This window comes from Polystyrenella longa (genome assembly GCF_007750395.1).
GTDB classification, from domain to species: domain Bacteria; phylum Planctomycetota; class Planctomycetia; order Planctomycetales; family Planctomycetaceae; genus Polystyrenella; species Polystyrenella longa.
Genome location: NZ_CP036281.1, coordinates 1,149,262 through 1,168,498 on the forward strand (window position 1 = coordinate 1,149,262; position 19,237 = coordinate 1,168,498).

General features: G+C 51.3%; 15 protein-coding genes. 8 read left to right on the forward strand and 7 right to left on the reverse strand.

The window, feature by feature from the left end; genetic code table 11:
• Positions 1 to 88 precede the first annotated feature (88 nt).
• Entirely contained in the window at positions 89 to 988 is a 900-nt protein-coding gene (locus Pla110_RS04345) for an ABC transporter permease (protein ID WP_144993613.1), read from the reverse strand.
• 411 nt (positions 989 to 1,399) lie between these two features.
• Here Pla110_RS04345 and Pla110_RS04350 point away from each other — a divergent pair, with 411 nt between their 5' ends.
• The 3 genes from Pla110_RS04350 to Pla110_RS04360 all read left to right on the forward strand — a co-directional run bounded on the left by Pla110_RS04350 (position 1,400) and on the right by Pla110_RS04360 (position 3,985).
• Positions 1,400 to 1,810, forward strand: a complete 411-nt coding sequence (locus Pla110_RS04350; protein ID WP_144993615.1) for an FHA domain-containing protein — start codon at positions 1,400 to 1,402, stop codon at positions 1,808 to 1,810.
• Positions 1,811 to 1,946: 136 nt separating this feature from the next.
• A complete protein-coding gene (gene rsgA, locus Pla110_RS04355; protein WP_144993617.1) occupies positions 1,947 to 3,104 on the forward strand; it encodes a ribosome small subunit-dependent GTPase A in 1,158 nt (385 codons plus the stop codon).
• A gap of 119 nt (positions 3,105 to 3,223) precedes the next feature.
• Complete coding sequence (locus Pla110_RS04360; RefSeq protein WP_144993619.1) at positions 3,224 to 3,985, forward strand: DUF3800 domain-containing protein; 762 nt, start codon at positions 3,224 to 3,226, stop codon at positions 3,983 to 3,985.
• A 174-nt stretch (positions 3,986 to 4,159) separates the two neighbouring features.
• On the opposite strand, the gene Pla110_RS04365 is transcribed toward Pla110_RS04360, so the two are convergent.
• The 5 genes from Pla110_RS04365 to Pla110_RS04385 form a co-directional block, all read right to left on the reverse strand.
• On the reverse strand, positions 4,160 to 6,472 hold the full coding sequence (locus Pla110_RS04365; RefSeq protein WP_144993621.1) for a hypothetical protein: 2,313 nt from the start codon (positions 6,470 to 6,472) through the stop codon (positions 4,160 to 4,162).
• Positions 6,473 to 6,615: 143 nt separating this feature from the next.
• Positions 6,616 to 7,338: a hypothetical protein gene (locus Pla110_RS04370; protein WP_144993623.1), complete on the reverse strand. Its 723-nt coding sequence runs from the start codon at positions 7,336 to 7,338 to the stop codon at positions 6,616 to 6,618.
• A gap of 270 nt (positions 7,339 to 7,608) precedes the next feature.
• A complete protein-coding gene (locus Pla110_RS04375; protein WP_144993625.1) occupies positions 7,609 to 8,664 on the reverse strand; it encodes a hypothetical protein in 1,056 nt (351 codons plus the stop codon).
• A 35-nt stretch (positions 8,665 to 8,699) separates the two neighbouring features.
• Positions 8,700 to 10,070 (reverse strand): DUF1501 domain-containing protein, encoded by a 1,371-nt coding sequence (locus Pla110_RS04380; RefSeq protein WP_197440499.1) that lies wholly within the window; start codon positions 10,068 to 10,070, stop codon positions 8,700 to 8,702.
• Between the two features lie 191 nt (positions 10,071 to 10,261).
• Positions 10,262 to 11,848, reverse strand: coding sequence for a DUF1549 and DUF1553 domain-containing protein (locus tag Pla110_RS04385; RefSeq protein ID WP_144993627.1), 1,587 nt, complete (start codon positions 11,846 to 11,848; stop codon positions 10,262 to 10,264).
• 275 nt (positions 11,849 to 12,123) lie between these two features.
• Here Pla110_RS04385 and Pla110_RS04390 point away from each other — a divergent pair, with 275 nt between their 5' ends.
• Together Pla110_RS04390 and Pla110_RS04395 are read left to right on the forward strand one after the other, a co-directional pair.
• Positions 12,124 to 13,407, forward strand: a complete 1,284-nt coding sequence (locus Pla110_RS04390) for an NAD(P)/FAD-dependent oxidoreductase (protein WP_231742911.1) — start codon at positions 12,124 to 12,126, stop codon at positions 13,405 to 13,407.
• 441 nt (positions 13,408 to 13,848) lie between these two features.
• Complete coding sequence (locus tag Pla110_RS04395) at positions 13,849 to 15,393, forward strand: SLC13 family permease (protein WP_197440500.1); 1,545 nt, start codon at positions 13,849 to 13,851, stop codon at positions 15,391 to 15,393.
• Between the two features lie 98 nt (positions 15,394 to 15,491).
• Here Pla110_RS04395 and Pla110_RS04400 read toward each other — a convergent pair whose 3' ends face one another.
• Entirely contained in the window at positions 15,492 to 15,680 is a 189-nt protein-coding gene (locus Pla110_RS04400; RefSeq protein WP_144993631.1) for a hypothetical protein, read from the reverse strand.
• 426 nt (positions 15,681 to 16,106) lie between these two features.
• Here Pla110_RS04400 and Pla110_RS04405 point away from each other — a divergent pair, with 426 nt between their 5' ends.
• The 3 genes from Pla110_RS04405 (at position 16,107) to Pla110_RS04415 (ending at position 19,147) form a co-directional block, all read left to right on the forward strand.
• Positions 16,107 to 17,126, forward strand: coding sequence for a tetratricopeptide repeat protein (locus Pla110_RS04405; protein WP_144993633.1), 1,020 nt, complete (start codon positions 16,107 to 16,109; stop codon positions 17,124 to 17,126).
• Entirely contained in the window at positions 17,123 to 18,184 is a 1,062-nt protein-coding gene (locus tag Pla110_RS04410) for an RluA family pseudouridine synthase (protein ID WP_144993635.1), read from the forward strand. The genes Pla110_RS04405 and Pla110_RS04410 overlap by 4 nt, the downstream gene beginning before the upstream one ends.
• Before the next feature lie 99 nt (positions 18,185 to 18,283).
• The gene (locus Pla110_RS04415) at positions 18,284 to 19,147 is read left to right on the forward strand and encodes a fumarylacetoacetate hydrolase family protein (protein ID WP_144993637.1); all 864 of its coding nucleotides are present in this window, start codon (positions 18,284 to 18,286) and stop codon (positions 19,145 to 19,147) included.
• The last annotated feature ends 90 nt before the right edge of the window (positions 19,148 to 19,237 follow it).

Below are 19,237 nucleotides of genomic sequence, written 5' to 3' on the forward strand. Positions count from 1 at the left end.
TCGATTCTCGACCACCGACAGTGCCCCGATGGTTAAAACAAATATGATCAATTCCCTCACCGCACACGGCCGAACAGTCTGCTGTGATTTATAGGTGATCCGCTAGCGTCCGCTGCATCTGTTGAAAGTAATACATCCCACTGATGAATAACAGGCACGTTACTAAACTCGACATTACGACGAGTGCCATTGGAAATGGTCCGTCGGTGAAGATCGTCCAGCGAAAACCTTCGATTGCTCCCGCGATGGGATTCATTCCGTAGAGAACTGTTCCGGGCAGCCCCCATTTTTCTTGAACCGCCTCCGCCGGATAAACGATGGGTGAAGCGAACATCCAGAGCTGCGTCAAAAACGAAAGCGTGTAGCGCACATCCCGGTAATTCACATCTAATGCGGACAACCAGAGCCCCACTCCCATTGCGGCAACGAAAGTCAGTATGACGAACAGCGGAGCAAACAAAATCAGTAACCCGGGCCAGAGTCCCGACCCAATCAAAAAGCAGCCCAGGATCAGAGAAGCGATTAGAAAATCAGGCAGCCCCGCCAGAATGACGGAGGTAGGAACGAGAATGCGGGGGAAGTACACCTTCGTTACGACTCGTTCGTTCACAACCAGGCTGGTGCTCGCATCGGTTAGGGATCTGGCAAAGAACTGCCACATTACCAGACCAGTAAGAACAAACAGATAGTAGGGGACGCTGCTGTCAGCCGGTTGAATATATCGACCCAGAAAAAGGGTGAAAATTGTCATCAGCGCGAGGGGTTGGATAATCGTCCAGAGCAGACCGAGTACCGTTTGTTTATAGCGAACTTTCAAATCTCGCAGAATGAGCATCCACAGCAATTCTCGATAGCGCCACAGTTCACCCCCGTCAGGAAGGCCCCAGCGAGAGCTCGGTTTGATTTCAATTCGATGACGAGGAGCTTCATCTCTGTTCCCGGTTTCATTAGTCCCGGGGGCGAGAGTTTGCTCAGGCGAATCGGACACGTCAGCGACTCCTGGCTGAACAAAGCAGCATGAATGGATCGAAGAGAAAATAACGGAGAAATGAGAAGGCGAACCACTTACAAGCAGGGTTTACAGCAGCGAAATGCATCGTAACCAACCCTGCTCGTCAGGAACATGATTCGAGCTCCTCTTTTCTCGAAGTCACCTCAGTCCGGTGGGCTTCCCTATTTAGACGAAACTCGGTTTTTTGATCAATGACGGGTCGATTTAGAATAATCGTGTTTGACGTAGATCAATAACCAGATTAGAGTTAGGGCTGCATTTCAGAAAAAAAGTCTGTTTCGAAATGCTGCGGGCAATAATTAGTCATCACATCGTTCCAGACCTGTTTCTCCACGCGGAACCGGTTTCGGACTCGGCCCCGCGTTTAAAGGTTGCATCGATAGTCCTATGTTAGGCGAACTGATTCCATGTGGTGGAGGGGATGTCATTCCCCTGATGAAACCACTCCTGCTGATTGGTCGGCGGAGTAGCTGCGATATCTCTCTGCGCTTCCAGAACGTCTCTTCACATCATTGCGAACTCGAACTGATCAACGGTTACTGGCAAGTTCGCGATCTGGGTTCCCGCAACGGGCTCAAAGTGAATGGGGAAGGTTGTGACTTGAACTGGGTCATGCCAGGAGACATTCTGAGCATCGCCAAACACCACTACGAAGTGAACTACACCCCGCTCGGCGACGCACCTCCTCCAGCAGAGATCGATCCGATGTCCATTCCACTCATGGAAAAAGCAGGACTCGTGAAACGACGCCGCGAACGCCAGCAATCTTCTTCAGAATCCCACGCGAACCTCGACTGATTGTCGTCAGTCTGTAAGAATGGGATGCAGCTCGGGGATGACCTCGCGCTCTGGAGGCGTCTTCGGTTTTTACGAAGCTCCCCTTTACTTCATTCGCATCGCTGACTTCAATTTCATTGAGGGAGAATAAACGCGCTTGGCTCGTAAAAAGTCTGACAAAAAAGGTCGTAAGGTTCGTGTCGAGTTCCGGAAGAACCGGGGCAAGAAGAGCCGCAAACGGGATTTCACGCGCGAAGTCAACGCGGGAGAAAACGTCGAAGACCTGAAAGCCTCCGAACGCGTCACTGGACGCAGCGATCAGACGCGCTATCGCACGATCATCGCCGATACCAACGATAAAGGAGAACTCCAACTCGATATCGACGAAAGCGAATGCTTGCGTGGGCGGGTACTCTCGGCGATTGGCCTGAACTGCTCGGTCGAAGGAGAGGATGGCAAACAATATTTGTGTACCGTTCGCAGAGTTCTCAGAACTTTATCCCGCGACGCGCGAAATGCAGTCGTTGCCGGTGACCGCGTTCTCTTCCGTCCCGATGGAGACGAGCAGGGAATGATTGAACGGATTGAACCCCGTAAAGGAGTTCTCTCCCGTACCAGTAACAATCGAGAGCATATCATCGTCGCCAATATTGATCAGATTCTGATAGTGGTGACTGCGGATCAATCAACACTCAAAACCAATCTGATCGACCGGTTTCTCATCAGCGCGGAAAAAGGAGGGACAGAGGCGATCATCTGCATTAACAAAGCCGACTTGATTGATCCCGTCGATCTGCAACCGATTCTCGGTTTATACGCGCAGCTTGGTTACCGGGTGTTGGCAACCTCGATCATCAACCGAATGGGCCTGGAAGAACTCCGCAAGCTGCTAAAAGGAACTCAAACGGTACTCACTGGCCAAAGTGGTGTCGGTAAGTCATCCCTGATCAACGAAGTTGCTCCCTCTATTGATCTCGATACACGCGAAGTCAATGCGATATCAATGAAAGGAAAGCATACCACCCGCACGACGCAACTGTTACAGCTCGACTTTGGTGGCTGGGTCGTCGATACACCCGGTATTCGCCAGCTTGAACTGTGGGATGTCATTCCTGAAGAGGTCGAAGGGTACTTTATCGAGTTCCGGCCTTACGTCACCTACTGCAAATTCCCTGACTGCAGCCACACGCACGAAGAAGGCTGCGGAGTGAAGACGGCCGTCGAAAACCGCGAAATCAGCATGATGCGTTACGAAAGCTACCTCCGCCTGATCGACGAAAACTACGTGAAGGCGGACTCCGCCGAGAAACGATGATTTTGGGTGAATAGTAGATTAGTGGTGAAAATATTAGTGGGGTTCCGTTTAAGCATAATTGCAGGTAATGTGATTTTGAAATTCATGTTTGAGTCGAGTAATTTATTTGGAATCAGTGAATGTCAGATTTGAAAAATCAGAAGTCCCGATATATATCTTTTCTTGATGAGTCTGGCGACCATTCCTTGGATAACACTGATCCAGATTTTCCGATATTTGTGCTGTCACTCGTACTGATTTCTCGTAAAGACTATGAGAAGAATGTTATTACGGCGGTTAACAGGCTCAAACTACGGTTCTGGGATCACGAAGGAATTAATTTCCACAGTCGTGACATCAGAAAACGACAGGGAGCTTTTAGTGAACTAATTGCTCGGAATAACTATCGAGATTTTGTGAGCGAGCTTTCTCAATGTATGGAAGATATGCCGTACACTCTTTTTGTCAGTGTTATACGTAAGGATATGTTAAGCCAGAAATACAAATATGCTGAAAATCCGTATGACCTCTCGCTAAAGTTTCTTTTAGAGCGAGTGCTCGATTTTGTGAAAGCGAAAGGAATAAAAGAGTTGCCTATCATCGCTGAAGCTCGTGGCAAGAATGAGGATAATCAATTGAAGGCAGAATTCTTCGATCTACTGGGCAGGGGAACCGGTTTTGTTAAAAAAGAAGAATTTCAGAAGTGCAACTTTCAATTGGAGTTCCAAAAGAAATCCAATAACTTGGCTGGGATTCAAGTTGCAGATTTGTGTGCTTATCCCTGTGCTCGGTATGTAATTGACCGGAGTAAACCAAATCCTGCATTCGACGTAGTTCGCAAACATATCTATCGTCCGCATTGTGGTTTAGGCGTAGGGTTTGGCTGGAAGATTTTTCCATAAAAAAACGGATAACTCCGTTATCCAGAGTTATCCGCCGACCGGGATATCCCCAATCCATCTACCATTATCGGTGCCACAGATTCATTTGTCAAGTGGAAATATCAAATCACAAGTGTTTTGGGATATTATTCTCTAGAATTCTTGGAACTCGTACATAGACGGAATCCAATCAAACTACTCCCCCTCAAACCCCAACTGCGCCTTCAGAAACTCCGTCGTCCCCACCAAGTTAATCTGATGCGGACCGTCGAAGTATTCGATGGTGGTTTGAGCATTCAGGCCCATCTGGTTGTAGTGACGACGGACTTTGGCGTATTCGGCGGCTACCCACCGGTCGGGGGCGACGCCGTCGTTGTGGCCTCGCTCCACCATAAATGGGCGCGGAAAAATGAGTGTTGCCAGTTCGGCGTAGTTGGCCAGATTTCCCATGTTCCATTCGAAGATTTCGTATTCACCGTGGAAGACGTAGCAGTACCGTTCGCTGTTGCAGGCAATCTTGACGATCCATTCATCAAAGTCACCCGAACAGATCGACAGGCAGTACTCATCCACAAATGGCGGAACTCGCATCGCCGTCTTCCCACCATAAGAGAGGCCATAAAACGCCATTCGGTTCGCATCGACATAAGGAAGTTTTCCCAACCAGCGTAACGTCTGCCGATGTTGAGGAATGATGTAGCTGAAAAGCGAGCGTTTAAGTAGGTTCGATTTCAGTTGCAGCGTACGGAATTGATCTTTCCCTCGATACGGGTTCTGAGGCGAATAGGTGATGAAGCCCTGTTTGGCCAGCTCGGACGCGAAGGCTTTGTAATACCTGAATCGGTCTTCTTCATAGGTAACACAATCCATCGCCAGCCCTTCCAACCCATGCTGGCACACGACGAGCGGTCGTTCTTCGCCTTCTGGAATGTGATGCGGGACGAGTAGAATTCCCCCGGCAATGACTTCAGGAAAAACGTCGAATACCACTTCGTAACCGGTGAAGTGTTCGTTCTCCATGATTTTCCGTGTGCGAACATTCGGAGCAGACAGGGGGAGGTCAATCTTCCCGATGAAGCCGGTCTCCATTTGCTCTTTCAACTTGGCGGTTGATTTGGTCCACGCTTCAGGACTCGAATGATCAGCACTGCTCCACAGTTGCTCTCGCACCTTATGGCACTCGTCGAGCAATCCCTGGGTGAAGTTGGTCAATTCAGCAACCTGCTTCTGTTGTCGCTGGTTAAGTTCATCGTCCTTCGGTGTCTGCAGTATCTTGAGGTTGGTGTTGGACGAAGAATTCTTCTGTGGATCAATATTGGCGACGGCCGCAATGACCTCGGGTTGAATCGAGTTCGCCGCCGCTTTCTCCCAGACCATCAACTGATCAGGAACATTCAATTGTTGAAAATAAGTTCCCGCCAGTTTCAGTTCCGCTTGCACGGACGTCCCCGGTGATTCTATTCGACCTGGCGCGGCAGTGCTGTGATGCCCCTTGATTGCCTCAGGGGGGCCAGCGACTTCGGGGGATGCGGTATTCACGACGATCAACTCTCTTGGAGCGATCATCCCGGCGAGTTGAGCGTCGCCAAACTTGGTGAGCAGTCCCCATACGTTGCGATAAATCGGTTCCTTCCAGACCGATTCCCGTTGGTCGAAGTAACCCGCACAGATCGTCGTATCAATCCGCTCATCAATCGCGCCACTGTAAAGTGCGAGTAGTCCACCTTCGCCAATTCCAGCAATGACGGATTGCTCGGTTGTCCCAAGTTGTTCCAGTGCGTCCAGCCCCGCGAGAACTTTCTGGACTTCATAACCGATGATGTGCCGACCGAGTATGAATGCCTGCCGGTAGATCCATTCCCGGTGGGGTTGGTTGGTGAAGAAGACATCCTCGTGCCCGGACCAGGTCTGCTCCCGATTGACGAGCGTCGGGACGAGGACCCGGTATCCAGCCTGCGCGAGAAACAGAGGGAACCGGCCTTGCTCGGGTACGCCGGGCAGCAGACCGCACAGTTGCTCTGGCGTCCAGTCCGCATCGGGGAGGGCGACCGCGTTCCCTTTCGCACCGCCAGTTGGCAGCAGCAACAGTCCTTCGCCCGTCACCCCTTCCAGCACGGACCATCGGACCCGATGAATTTCAAAGTCGGCCCCTTGCGCTACGAGCGACGGTGAATCTAAGGTGCTGATCAATTCGAACTTGGGATTGGGAACTCGTTCATCCACAACTCCGATGATTTGTTTGAATTCCTCTCGCAGTGGCGCGACTGTCTGGTAGAAGGTTTCCTGTGAGGTAAAGTCGACCGGCCAGTTGTTGATCCGTTCTTGGCGAGCCTCTTCAATTGCTTTCAGAGCGAATCGGTCGATCCCGGCTACCATCACTTCGTCCAGGGGTTGTTCCAGTTCCAATAACGTCGTCCCGGGAAGTACATCGGGCGACTCGGCAGAGAGAATGGACGGCATGAAGCCGAAGACAAGTAGGGCGAGCAAGCAGATAGTCGAGCGATACATGAGCGATCCCGTTGAATAGAATGGGAGAGACTTCAAAAGGAGGAGAGAGCGTTTGAAGTGGAAAAGAAAAACCACAGAGTGAACAGGGGCGTTCTCTCTGTGGCGGGGATTTCGATCAGCTGAATTCAGCAGTGGGTGCGATGTTATTTCTCCACTGATGATCCGAACAACAGGATGTTGTCGAAACTGCCTGTATCATCGAAGGAGCCGACACCGACGCGACCTGTAGTGAAGGTCGAGTCTTCCGCCCGCATCACGGGTTTGTCCATGTTGTCGAAGTAAACTTCAATACTTCCGTTACCCGTGTCGCGAACGATGCGGGCGTGATGCCAGTTGTCATCCCAGTCGGTTCCAGGGGTCGACTCAAGGGAGATCATTTTGCGATCCGCATTGTTGACGATGAAAATCTGGTTCGCATTCGGGTCTGCTTTTTTTCCAAGGTGGACGTAGTAGAGATGCGAGTCGTCCTGGTACCCAAAGAACATGCAGAGGTCCCGGTGACCATAATCTTCATGAGTCGATTGCAGGTGCAGATCGAGAACGAAGTCAGAGACGGTGGCATCTTTTATCAGACTACGGTTGTAAGGGGAGCGAACGGGCGGATTGAAATCGCTCCGTTTTTTGTTGAGGTTCAGCACGTGGTTGTTGCCCTGCTGAATGACTTCCCATGCCGTTGCATCGGTAGGTTCCCACAGTTCCGCCGCACCCGATTCAAAGTTATCGGAGAAAACAAGCGGCAGCCCCTTCATCGAGAGGGTAGGGTACTTCAATGGGTCCCCCGGACCTGCTGTCTGGGCGAATGCAGCGGAGGGAATAAGAACAGCCAGTCCGGCAACTAGCATGAGTGATAAACGAAGAGCAGGCATTGTGTAAAAAACTCCCGGGTGGTTGAAACTCGAAGGAAACAGTCGCCGACAAACCCCGGCAGAGCAAACCCACCCGAATTCATCCCCTCTATTCAACACGATGCCCCGACGAGGCACAAGGATATGATACCGGGAAATGGAGTAGCAATTGAAAGTTCGAGAAGAGGAAAAAAGGAATCATTCAGAACGAAGGCAAATAATCTCTAATACAAAGATGCTATTTCCCCTTTACGAAAACCGTTTCGTAAAGGGAAAGCAAATGGCACTGGATCACTGCATGTCAGCTAATTCGACGCCATTCTTGAAGACTCTTGCATCCACAGGAATCTGAACCTGGTTGAAAAAAACATCGTCGTATTCAGGGGAGAAACTAAAATCATCGATAGTATATTCATACTGTCGATCCCAGTTTTTTTTGATCCTTTTCGTACCGTTCTGGATTGTACTAAAAAATTGTATGAGGCTTTGTTGTGGATACCAGACCCCCGATGTGGTTTGGCTCCATTTCAGGACTGTTCCTGCAGAGGCAGGAGTGGTGGTTGAACCGAACTTGGGGTCATACATTTCATGTCTCTCGGTAAGAAAGTTCTTGGCATTGTTCAGGATAAACACTTCTCGATGGCCAAGGTCTTCTAGTCGATGTTGTTCAATGGTCGTTGACTGGTGAAACTGGAAAGTCAATCTCGTGTGGTTTGGGAACTCTGCCGACTTTAATTCTTCAATCTCTATTGTGTACGGATTATAAAGACGCTTACTCAGGGCAGGGTCGCTTTTCGCTTTATCATATCCTTGCATTGCAACACTGAGTTTTCCTGAACTGAATGTGCTATTTGGGATAGCCAGCTTGTAAGGGAAACTCTGATGTAAATGATTTGTCGTATCGCGGTCGGTAAGATAGGCAAAAACACCAAGTGTACTACTTGCAACTGAAGTTATTTCTTTTCCATTGTATTGTGTGAAATATTTGGAAAGTTCTGGGACTAGTGGCTCATTGTCTATTGTTTCAAATGTGTCTGTGTAGAGATGTTCTTTAGTTGTCGAACTAAAGAACATCTCTCCTTGTGAAACGAAGTGCACTTTGTCAGTGAAATAGCGATAGGCTCGAAAAGGTGAGGCAGGTCGATTTTTAGGTTCCCCGATTCTTTCTTTGCGGATGTATTCACATGTGTATTGTACGTCTAAATCACCCGAAAACAGTTTTTCAGTTTCTGTGATTTTTTCGATCAGTTGATCCAAGTCGACATCCTGTGCGACGACCTGCGACCATCCAGCCAGCAGCATCAGAGCACAGGCGAAAAACAAATTCTTTTTCAGGTAAGTCAGCATTAAATTATCGCTTTATATTAATGGGTAAAGCAAGCCTAACTCAGCACATCCACAATCGCCGTACCCTCCGCGATGTTAATCGGTCTGCCCAGGTTCGACATGTTCTGGGTGTAGGACGGGATGTCGACTGCGTCGCAGAGGGTGGTGAGGACGTCGCCGACTTCGACTTTCTGGTTGGTGACTTCCATACCGGATTCGTTGGTGGCACCGTAGACCTGACCGCCGTTGATGCCGCCTCCGGCGAAGACACAACTCCAGGCCTGGGCGAAGTGGTCGCGGCCACTGTTCCCGTTGATGTTCGGGGTGCGACCGAACTCTCCCATCCAGAGGATCGTCGTCGTTTCCAGCAGGCCTCGTTGGTCAAGATCGGTCATTAAGGTCGACCAGGCAGAGTCGAGTTCACCGGAGAGATTTTTGACAGCAGTAAAGTTGTCCGCGTGAGTGTCCCAGCTGACACCGTCGAACGGAACTTCAATGACGGAGACTCCCGCTTCGATCAGCCGACGCGCGAGCAGGCAGCTTTGACCGAAGACCCCCGTTCCGTAAGCCTGCCGCAGTTCCTCGGGTTCATCGCTCAGGTCGAACAGTTTTCCTGCCGGACCATTCATCATATTCATCGCCCGTTGATAAACAGTCTGATGCGAGGCGAGTGCCGAGGACGTTCCCTGCCGGTTGGCAAAGTCGGTCTGTAACCGGCTCCAGAGTTCAGTCCGTTTCTGATGCTGGTCGGCATCCAGACTCCCCCCGAGGGCAAGGTCTTCTACCCGAAACGAGGGATAAGCCATCGCGGCGTTTTCGTTGTTGGGATTGCTTTCAGCAGAGGCATCCGTAGGCGTACCGCCTCCCTGGGATGGTATGGCCTGAGCCCGGACAGAGAGAGGGGCGAAACCGGGGCCGAGAAACCCCGGGCCGATTTCCATGCCGAAGTTAATCAACTGACCACCAACAGACATGAAGTTGGGCAACGTATCGTCTGAACCACGAAGTTCTTTCGATAAGGAAGCACAGATCGATGGATAGTTAATCGGTGCCCCGGGACGCTGGCCCGTGTGCATCAGGTACGTTCCGCGGGCGTGGTCTCCTTCTTTGGTGCTGAGGCTGCGGATGATCGCCAGCTTGTCTGCCTGTTGCGCCAACTGCGGAAGATGTTCGCTGATCTGGATACCGGGAACGTTGGTGTCGATCGGTTTGAACTCGCCTCCGTTCTCATGTTCCGGTTTGAGGTCGAACGTGTCTAGCTGACTCGGGCCCCCCGTCATCCAGAGGACGATCAAATTGCGTTTCGGGGAACCCGTTTTTTCCGCCGCCATCGCCTGCGCGAGTGGTCGCAACCAGGGACTGGCACTCGCCCCCGCGATACTTCCCGCAAGAGTCTGCAAACAGCGACGTCGATTGATGTTCCACACAGGGACACCTCTTTTATTGATAGTTGAATGTTAATTAATTGACTAATCGGCAGTCTGTTAACTGCCGATTAGTCTGATTGTCTCAAGGTGTAAATGATCTCAATCTGTAACTCATCTTAAGCTATTAATGACCAAGCCCGCAGTGACATACGGAGTAAGGAAAACTGGTCAAATTACGATGAGATCTTTCCTCAATAATTCATGGTGAATTCTGCCGAATTGAGCAGTGCCCAGAGAATGTGACCGAGGGCGGCTTGCTTCGACTGGGAATCAGGTTGTTCGTTTAAATAGTCGAGAAACATCGCCGCTGTTTCCTCCTCAGGGGGATGCGATAAGGTGGCCAGAAAGAGCGTATTGATTCGTTCGGCATCGGTGTAGAAGGGGGCCGAGAGTGCCTTCAGTATATTGCTCTCTTCAACCGTGACCGCTTGATTGGTTAATGTTCCATTCATCAATGTCAGTGCCTGAGGAATGCCTGATTGATAATCGGTCTGATTGTCGCCCGTCCGTTTGAATTTCTGAATGAACTCCGTCCGTCGGGGATCAATATCAAACATACCGGCCGCCGAAGAAAGCAGCGGTTGTGAAGTTGCCTGAGCTAAGCCGTCGTACAGTTGGTCGGCGGTGAAAGGTTTCATCGCATGTCGGGCGAAATAGCGGATACGTTGGTCGTTTTGCTCTTGAGCTTCGTTTTCTGCTCCACGGCTGGAAAGTTGATACGCGTGCGTGTTGGTTAATTCTCGCAGTAGATAACGCAAGTCGTATTGATGCTCTACAAAGTCATGGGCAATCAGGTCGAGTAGCTCTTCATCCATGGGGGGATTACTGCTGCTGAAGTTGTCAGGAGGGTTGACGATTCCTAACCCAAACAGATGCGACCAAACCCGGTTCACCGTCGCTCGGGCGAACAGCATGTTCTCTTCGCTCGTCATCCAGTCGGCGAGCGCCGACCGGCGAGTGGTTGTCTTAGTATCGATTGGTTCCGTTTCACCGAAGTAGCGGGGGAGAACTTTCTCTTCGCTATCCGGTAGAAAAACTTCGCCGGTAGGCAGATCTGTCAATTGGGGGCCTCCCTGTATCATTTGTCCGTTGCCGTCTGCCTGTGGTGAAATCTGAGCGAAGAAGGCGGCGAAACTCCAGAAGTCGGTCTGCTTCCAGTCGTCAAACGGATGATCGTGACATTGTGCACAGTCGAGTTGCACTCCCAGAAACGTTCGTGAGGTACTGCGGGCGAGTTCTTCCGGTTTCACTTGGAGCGATGAATAATACAGCGCCGGTCCAACTTGATCGAAACTTCCTTCGGCCAGTAGTAATTCCCGTACGAGTTGGTTGTAAGAAACGTTGTCTCGAAACCGACTACGGAGCCATTCTTCGAACCCACCGATCTGGGCGGCATTCAGGTTTTCGATGTTCTCCGAAAGTAGATACGACCGCCATAGATTCGCCAGATGCACCGAGTGCCGGGGACGGGAGAGCAGGTCGTCAATTAATTCGGCGCGGCGGTTGGGAGAATCGTTTTCCTGAAACTCATAAATCTCAGCAACGCGCGGAATGAGGCCTGTTAAATCGAGCGTCGCCCGGCGGATGAATTCGGTATCCGATGTAATTTCCGCCGGTTCGAGTTGTTGTGCTTTCCAAACGGTTTGCAGTCGAGCGTCAATCTGTTCGGCAAGACGCGATTCTTCGGCTGCAGCTGGAGACAAAAGCAGTCCGAATTGCCCCACGGATGCAAGACAGGTCAGAAGTAATAAAGAAAACCGGTATCCGTGAAGTCGCATAAGTATGTTACCTGAACAGGTCTGTTGAGAATGGCGCCTCTTGCATTATATAGGAGATACGAATTCACCCAACTTGTAAACCACAAAATGCGGTTATTTTAGCAAAATAGAGTTCGGTTCTCGAATTCCGCAGGTTCTCGAAAAAATCCTTCGACTGGTGTTCACTATAGAGGAGGAAAACCGGTTGATTTCCAGTGGTTTCCCTGCCTCAGCCTGACTACAATAAGCGTACTAACGATTCCGCAATAGTCTATCATCAACAGGTCTTGCCCCTTATGGATATGCCCGCTCCTGAGTCAAATATTCTCGACAACCTGGAAGCCCCCGCTGCCGCTTACGATGCCATCGTGATTGGCGCTGGCCCCGCCGGAAGTTCGTTCGCCGCACTGTTCGCAGAGCAAGGGCATTCCGTCCTGCTACTCGAGCGAGCTCCTTTTCCCCGGTTTCATGTAGGGGAATCCTTGATTCCCGAAACCTACTGGGCATTGGAGCGACTGGGGCTCATCGAAAAAATGAAGGCCTCCGAGTTTCCACGCAAATACAGCGTACAGTTTATTTCCGGTGACGGAAGAGAATCGTCTCCGTTTTACTTCGATGAATACAACGACCACGAAAGCGCGATCACCTGGCAAGTCGTTCGCAGCGAATTCGACCAGCTTCTCGTCGACAATGCCCGCGAGAAAGGGGCCGATGTCCGTATAGGCGGGCAGGTATTGGATGTCCTTTTTGACGGCGACCGCGCCACGGGAGTGAAGGTTCGCTTCGGAAAAGGAGACGAGGCAACCACCCAGGAGATTGCGTCCAAAGTGATTGTCGACGCGTCCGGACAAACTGCTTTTCTGGCCTCCCGGCTCAAATTGAAAGAACCCGATCCTCAACTGCAAAAAGGAACGGTCTGGTCGTACTTTAAAGGAGCCCGACGTGGTGAAGGCCGAGACGAGGGAGCAACGCTCATTCTCTCCACCGAAGGCAAGAAATCCTGGTTCTGGTACATCCCATTAACAGATGACATTGTCTCCGTCGGTTGCACTGGCGAAATGGATTACATGTTCGGCAATAAGAGAGGGACTCCAGAAGAGATCTTCAAGGACGAACTGAGCCGCTGCGTCGGTTTACAAAGCCGACTGGACTGTGCCGAATGGCCCACCGAGTTCCGCACCACGAAAGACTTCAGTTACAAGTCGACTCAAGGTGCCGGCCCCGGTTGGATGTTGATTGGTGATGCCTACAGTTTTATCGACCCAGTCTATTCCTCCGGCGTGTTTCTCGCGATGCATTCCGGCATGGTCGCCGCCGATGCCGTTCACGAAGCCCTGCAAGCGAACGATCTCTCTCCCGAACGCCTCGGAGCCTGGCAAGCCGACTACCGTAAAGGAGTCGAGAACTTCCGTAAACTGGTTCTGGCCTTCTACACTCCCGAATTCCGTTTTGGTGAATTCCTGAAGGTCCACCCGCAATATCACTCCAACCTGGTCGATATCCTCATCGGCGACGTCTTCAAACCCAATGTCGGCGAAATGTTCGAAGCCATGGACAAATACCTGCCCGCGATTAAGTAAGGGTGAGGAAGTGTTTAGTAATGACTCCACGAATTTCCCGGAGAAGGCTGTTTTTCTCTTAAGTGAATTACCAAAAATTGGAGAGTAGTTATTACTGACTTATTGTCTGAGTATGTTGCGAAACACACCGTGTGAAAAGAGTAATCACAAACGAGCCTTGCCTCTGAAAAGAATATCTCAGACGAGCAGAGCCTGCCTTAAATTGGAGAATGGTTTCTCCGGTCTACGATGTTGGTCTCCAGTCAATGGTCATCTGCGGTGTTCTGTTCTTGATCTCGCTCATCTTTCTATTGGCTGATTGCTTTCTGTTGACTGATTGAAAGTGGCTTCGCGTATCGAGGATACTGAAAGTGTGAGAGTGTCGGTACCTTTGAGCTCAGGGGTAAGTCCGGGTATAGTCTGCTTTTCTCCTTCTGGTTTCTCTCAAAGATGACATGTGCCATGTCGACTCCTCCCCTCCCTGATTCCGCTGAAACTGCGCCCGCTCCCCGCTGGGGGATTCCGATTGGGTTTGCTCTGTTTGCAATCACGCTTTTGCTCCCCGTTCCCGAAGGAATGCAACCCGCAGCGATGCGGTTGATTGCGACTGTCGTGTTAATGGGGGTCTTCTGGTTCACCGAGGCTCTTCCCACTGGTGCGACCAGTCTAATTCCTCTCGTTGCTTTCCCGCTGCTGGCCATCATGCCTTCCGACGTGGTCAGTCAGCAATATATGGATCAAAACATCCTGCTGTACCTGGGCGGGTTCATCATTGCGCTTGGGATTGAGAAGTGGAACCTGCATCGGAGGATGGCGCTGCATGTCGTGAAGCGCGTCGGAGAAAATCCGCGCCGTCTGGTGCTGGGGTTCATGCTGGGGACAGCCTGTATGTCGATGTGGATCAGCAATACCGCATCGACTCTCTTGATGTTACCGCTAGCGACGGCGCTGTTAACTTCGCTACGGGAAACGGGACGCACCCGTAAAGAACTGGCGCTGCTCTCGCCAGTCTTATTATTGGGTATAGCGTATGCTGCCAGCATTGGCGGCAGTACGACATTGGTAGGAACGCCAACAAATCTGATTTTCGTGAAAGTCTGGGCGGATCAATTTCCAGATCAAGCTCCGCTTTCGGCCGGACAATGGATGATTCATTTTGTGCCGGTGGGAATCGTGCTCTTGATCACCGCGTGGTTGATGTTAATTCGTGGATTGCCGCGTATGTCTGATAGTACCGTGGGGGAAACCGGTTTCATCGATCGCAAACTGCGTGAGTTGGGACCACCTTCGCAGGCCGAATACGTAATGGGAGTACTGTTTGTCTGCACGGCGTTCTTGTGGATTTTCCGAGAGCCTATCCAAATCACCGAGCAGTTTGTGATTCCCGGGTGGCGTCCATTTCTGTTAAGTCATCTCAGTTATTTCAGCGAAATCGATCTGACGAAAACCAAGTATCTGCACGATTCAACCGTAGCGATTGGCGTCGCACTACTGATGTTCTTCATCCCAGTCAAAGGGCAGGGGGCGAAATTCGCCAGACCTCTTATGGATTGGGATACGGTTAACAAAGTTCCCTGGGCAATTCTGTTTTTAATTGGGGGTGGGTTTGCGATTGCGTCTGCCGCGCAGGCCACCGAACTTTCCAACTGGATCGGACAAGTTCTCGTCACGCATCTTTCCGGTTGGCCTCCCTGGGCGTGGGTTCTCTCGATCTGCCTGTTGATGACTTTTTTAACCGAGTTCACTTCGAACGTGGCCACCGCCAGTGCGCTAATGCCAATCCTGGCACTCACGGCAATAGGTTTGGGAACCGACCCACAATTGCTCATGCTCCCCGCAATTCTTTCGACCAGTTGTGCCTTCATGATGCCCATTGCGACGCCACCGAATGCGATTGTCTACAGTTCGGGCGTGGTGAGCATGCAGCAAATGGCGCGGGTGGGGATTCAGATGAACGTCGTCTTCGCTCTGATCATCACCGCAGCAACATTCCTCTGGCTGACATGAGAGCGTGGCCATGTCGCAATAGCTGATCGGTTTTGGAGTAGAGGGGCGCAATCAGGGCTCAGAAGGCACAAAAAGCGAGGTGACTCGAGAGATTCAGCTCAGGATTGTTCGCGTTTAACGTTAAAACCCATGTAGCCAACGATCGCACAGCAGATCAGCAGGACGATGTCGAGGGTGGTCGTTCCGCGGAAGGGGATCCCCAGAATCAGGTCGAGAATACAGAGAATACCAACCACGATGGCGACGGCCAGTGATCCGTAAACCATTTTTTTGACGGTGCGATTCATTGGAAATCTAATCTCAACGTGTTGGGCGGTCAGGAATTACATCAGTCTCATTTTGTGTTAAAAGACGACTGATGGCAAGTATACCCCACGAATTGCCCCGATTGCCAGCCGGTTTTTTCTTGGGCAAGTCTTATAATCCTCCCTTTTTCCCCGAAAACAGGGCCATATGTCCGTAAGATGGGGCCTGTTCCAGGCCTGTTTCCTGCGGGAACTCCCCGAACCGTCCAGCAGCCACCCGTCGAGGTTGACCTTAATCCCGTAGTGAATCTATACTTGCGACTTTCGATTTTTCCATCTTCCCCCCCCCCTCGAACCGGTCTCGATCATCGTTGGTGGCATTTGCTGACCCACTCTATGGATTGCAGCAGAGAGCCCACCTGCAGGTGAACCGAGGCAGCTTCCAGAATTTCTCGCAAGGGCGAGTCCATGAAAAGTGAAGAACGCCACCATCTTAAAGAAAACGATCTGCAGAACTTGCTGGTGAAAACCAAGCCTTTTCTGGAGAAGAATCTCAGCATGATCGTTGCCGTTGGACTGGCCATTGTGATTGCTGCGGTTGTCTGGTTGTGGATGCATCGACCTCCCTCTTCCGAGACCGCCAGTGCGGCGTCGGGTATGCTTACCGCTTATACACAGCAGGATTACGGCAGCATCGCTTCCGATTCCCGTTACAAAGATACTCAGATTGGGTACTGGGCTTCCGTTAAAGAAGCCGACGCGCTGCTTGCTAACGGCGTTATTTTGATGTTTTCGGACCGCGCGGGCGCCGTTTCTGATCTTAAACAGGCACTTGAAAACTACAACTTGATTCTGGAAAAATCCTCAGACAAAGAATTACGGGAACTCTCGCTGTATGGCAAAGGCTGCACGCTGGAAGCGTTATGCGATGGTGACACCACAGAGGCAGTTGAAACTTTCGAAATCTTCGTCAACGAATTCGGAGAAACATCGGTCTACACACCCGATGCCGTTAGACGCGCACAACGGTTGAAAAAACCGAACGTCCAGGCGATGTATAAATGGATGGCTGAAAACGCCGGAAAACCCATCGCCGAACAACGTCCCCTGGATGGAATGTTAAACAATCCTCTCGAAGGACTGCTCTCACCAGGCGGTAGTGTCCCCGGAGCCACTGTCCCCGGAGCCACTGTACCGGATGCGTCTGCCCCTACTGGACCGCAGATGACGCCGCAGTCGCCTGCAAAAGCGGAAACTGCCACGCCTGAAGAACCAGCCAGCGAAGATTCGACTCCAGCAGAACCTGTCACGGAAGATCCCGCTGCAGAAAAACCAGTCACTGAAGAGCCAGCAACTGAAGAACCTAAACCGGCTGAATCTACTCCTGAAGAATCAGCCAGCGAAGAAGCCAAGCCAGCGGAAGCAACGGAAACTGCTGCTGAGACTTCGGCAGAAGAGGTTCCCGCTGAACCCGCCCAACCCGAATGAATAACGATAACGATAACGAATCTGAAGACCCCTTGGAATTCTTAGAGACACCACCGGAGCTGACTTCGGATCCGGTGGATCTGGTCGTGGAGTCCCGGGCACATGGCTGGCGACTTGACCATTACCTCACGCGGCTCTACCCCAACTACAGTCGTCAACTGTTCAATCGTGCAATCCGCATCGGTGCGGTGCAAGTGAATGGGCTGGACGCCAAAAAATCGCGCCGTTTACGCGTGAACGATCGCATTACTGTCCGGCTTCCGGAAGAGCCGGACAGCAGCATTCAGCCCGAGAACATCCCGCTTGACGTAATCTATGAAGATGAGCATCTCGTCGTCATTAACAAACAAGCCAATATGATTGTGCACCCGGGGAAAGGCAACTACAGTGGAACTCTGGCCGGGGCACTGCAGTTTCATTTTGATCAGCTTTCCGACAGTGCCGGGCAACATCGACCTGGTATCGTGCATCGTCTCGATCGCGACACGACTGGCGTCATCATCATCGCCAAAAATAATCAGGTTCATGACAAGCTGAGCAAGCAGTTTGCAGATCGTGTCGTCAACAAGGAATACCGGGCGCTTACCTGGTACGAACTCGATTTCGATGCGGACTACATCGAGACGCACATCCGGCAAAGCTACCGTAATCGCGAACGGATGATCGTCACCGAAGAAGCCGAGAACACCCGGTTTGCGAAGACGTTCTTCGAAGTGCTCGAGCGTTTCGACGGTTTCACCTACGTTAAGCTGCTTCCCGAGACTGGCCGTACGCATCAGCTGCGAGTACACATGCAGCATAAGGGCTGTTCCCTGCTGGCGGACGTTCTTTACAAAGGGGGGCCGGAGTTCAGGCTATCCAATTTGACCGATGTCGCGTCATCAGGTCTGTCCGATATCGAATTGGACGAAGTTCTGATCTCCCGTCAGGCTCTTCATGCTTTTCGTCTCGAAATCACCCACCCGCAGAGTGGAAAAAGAATGCAATTTGAGGCACCATTACCGGAAGACTTTATGAAAACACTCGAAGCCCTCCGGCGTTATCGGTCCAAAAAATAATTCGCAACATGTCCTGTAGCTGCGATGACCGAGCAGTCTGATTGTTACAATACGACCGAGATTAATCCCGGGGAATCCCACTTTCAGTAAGGTGACACCATGAAACTGGCCAAAGTTGTTGCAGCAGGAGAAGTTACACCGGCAGTTGTTGAAGGCGACGAAGTCCGTCTGCTTGATCTGACTCAAGTTGAGAATGTGAAAACGCTGTCGGACATCCTGCATTCCCCTGATCCCGTTGGCTTAACCCGGTTCCTCATCGATACCAAGCTGGACCCCGTCTCGGTTGAACAGGTGGAATGGCTGCCACCGCTGGATCAGCAGGAAGTCTGGGCCGCGGGTGTGACCTACAAGCGGAGCCAACAGGCCCGTATGGAAGAATCCGAAACGGGTGCTTCTCATTACGATAAAGTTTACGAAGCGGATCGCCCCGAACTGTTCTTTAAAGCGACTCCCAACCGCGTCGTCGCCCCTGGTAAGCCTGTTCGTGTTCGCTATGACAGCAACTGGTCTGTCCCGGAGCCCGAATTCGCCCTGGTGATAAACCCTGACATGAAGATTGTCGGGTACACAATCGGAAATGACATGTCGGCCCGCGACATCGAAGGGGAAAACCCGCTGTATCTGCCCCAGGCAAAGTTATACAAAGAATGTTGTGCCCTCGGACCTTCCATTCTTTTAGCGGGCGACGGAGAGTTGAACCTTGCCGAAATTGAAGTCCGTTTGAAAATCGAACGCAATGGAGAAACCATCGTCTCCGGAGAGACCGCCCTCGATCAACTGCACCGATCTCTGACGGAACTCGTCGCCTGGCTTGGTCGCGATAATGAATTCCCTGGCGGAGCGATTCTGCTCACCGGTACCGGGATCATTCCTCCCGATGAATTCTCGCTCGAACAGGACGACCTTATTCATATGTCCGTCACTGGCATCGGTACTTTAACCAACCCGGTTGTGAAGGACTGATGACAGAATTGACTGACGACAGAATAGGCTGACGACGCTGGGAGCAGGTCGATTATTGATCGACGTCGACGACAACCAGGCACTGAACGC

Coding starts and splice junctions, on each gene's coding strand:
- Pla110_RS04410 (WP_144993635.1), top strand. CDS start 17,123: ATGAATAACGATAACGATAACGAATCTGAAGACCCCTTGGAATTCTTA.
- Pla110_RS04395 (WP_197440500.1), top strand. CDS start 13,849: ATGTCGACTCCTCCCCTCCCTGATTCCGCTGAAACTGCGCCCGCTCCC.
- Pla110_RS04365 (WP_144993621.1), bottom strand. CDS start 6,472: ATGTATCGCTCGACTATCTGCTTGCTCGCCCTACTTGTCTTCGGCTTC.
- Pla110_RS04390 (WP_231742911.1), top strand. CDS start 12,124: ATGGATATGCCCGCTCCTGAGTCAAATATTCTCGACAACCTGGAAGCC.
- Pla110_RS04375 (WP_144993625.1), bottom strand. CDS start 8,664: ATGCTGACTTACCTGAAAAAGAATTTGTTTTTCGCCTGTGCTCTGATG.
- Pla110_RS04385 (WP_144993627.1), bottom strand. CDS start 11,848: ATGCGACTTCACGGATACCGGTTTTCTTTATTACTTCTGACCTGTCTT.
- Pla110_RS04415 (WP_144993637.1), top strand. CDS start 18,284: ATGAAACTGGCCAAAGTTGTTGCAGCAGGAGAAGTTACACCGGCAGTT.
- Pla110_RS04360 (WP_144993619.1), top strand. CDS start 3,224: ATGTCAGATTTGAAAAATCAGAAGTCCCGATATATATCTTTTCTTGAT.
- Pla110_RS04370 (WP_144993623.1), bottom strand. CDS start 7,338: ATGCCTGCTCTTCGTTTATCACTCATGCTAGTTGCCGGACTGGCTGTT.
- Pla110_RS04350 (WP_144993615.1), top strand. CDS start 1,400: ATGTTAGGCGAACTGATTCCATGTGGTGGAGGGGATGTCATTCCCCTG.
- Pla110_RS04405 (WP_144993633.1), top strand. CDS start 16,107: ATGAAAAGTGAAGAACGCCACCATCTTAAAGAAAACGATCTGCAGAAC.
- Pla110_RS04400 (WP_144993631.1), bottom strand. CDS start 15,680: ATGAATCGCACCGTCAAAAAAATGGTTTACGGATCACTGGCCGTCGCC.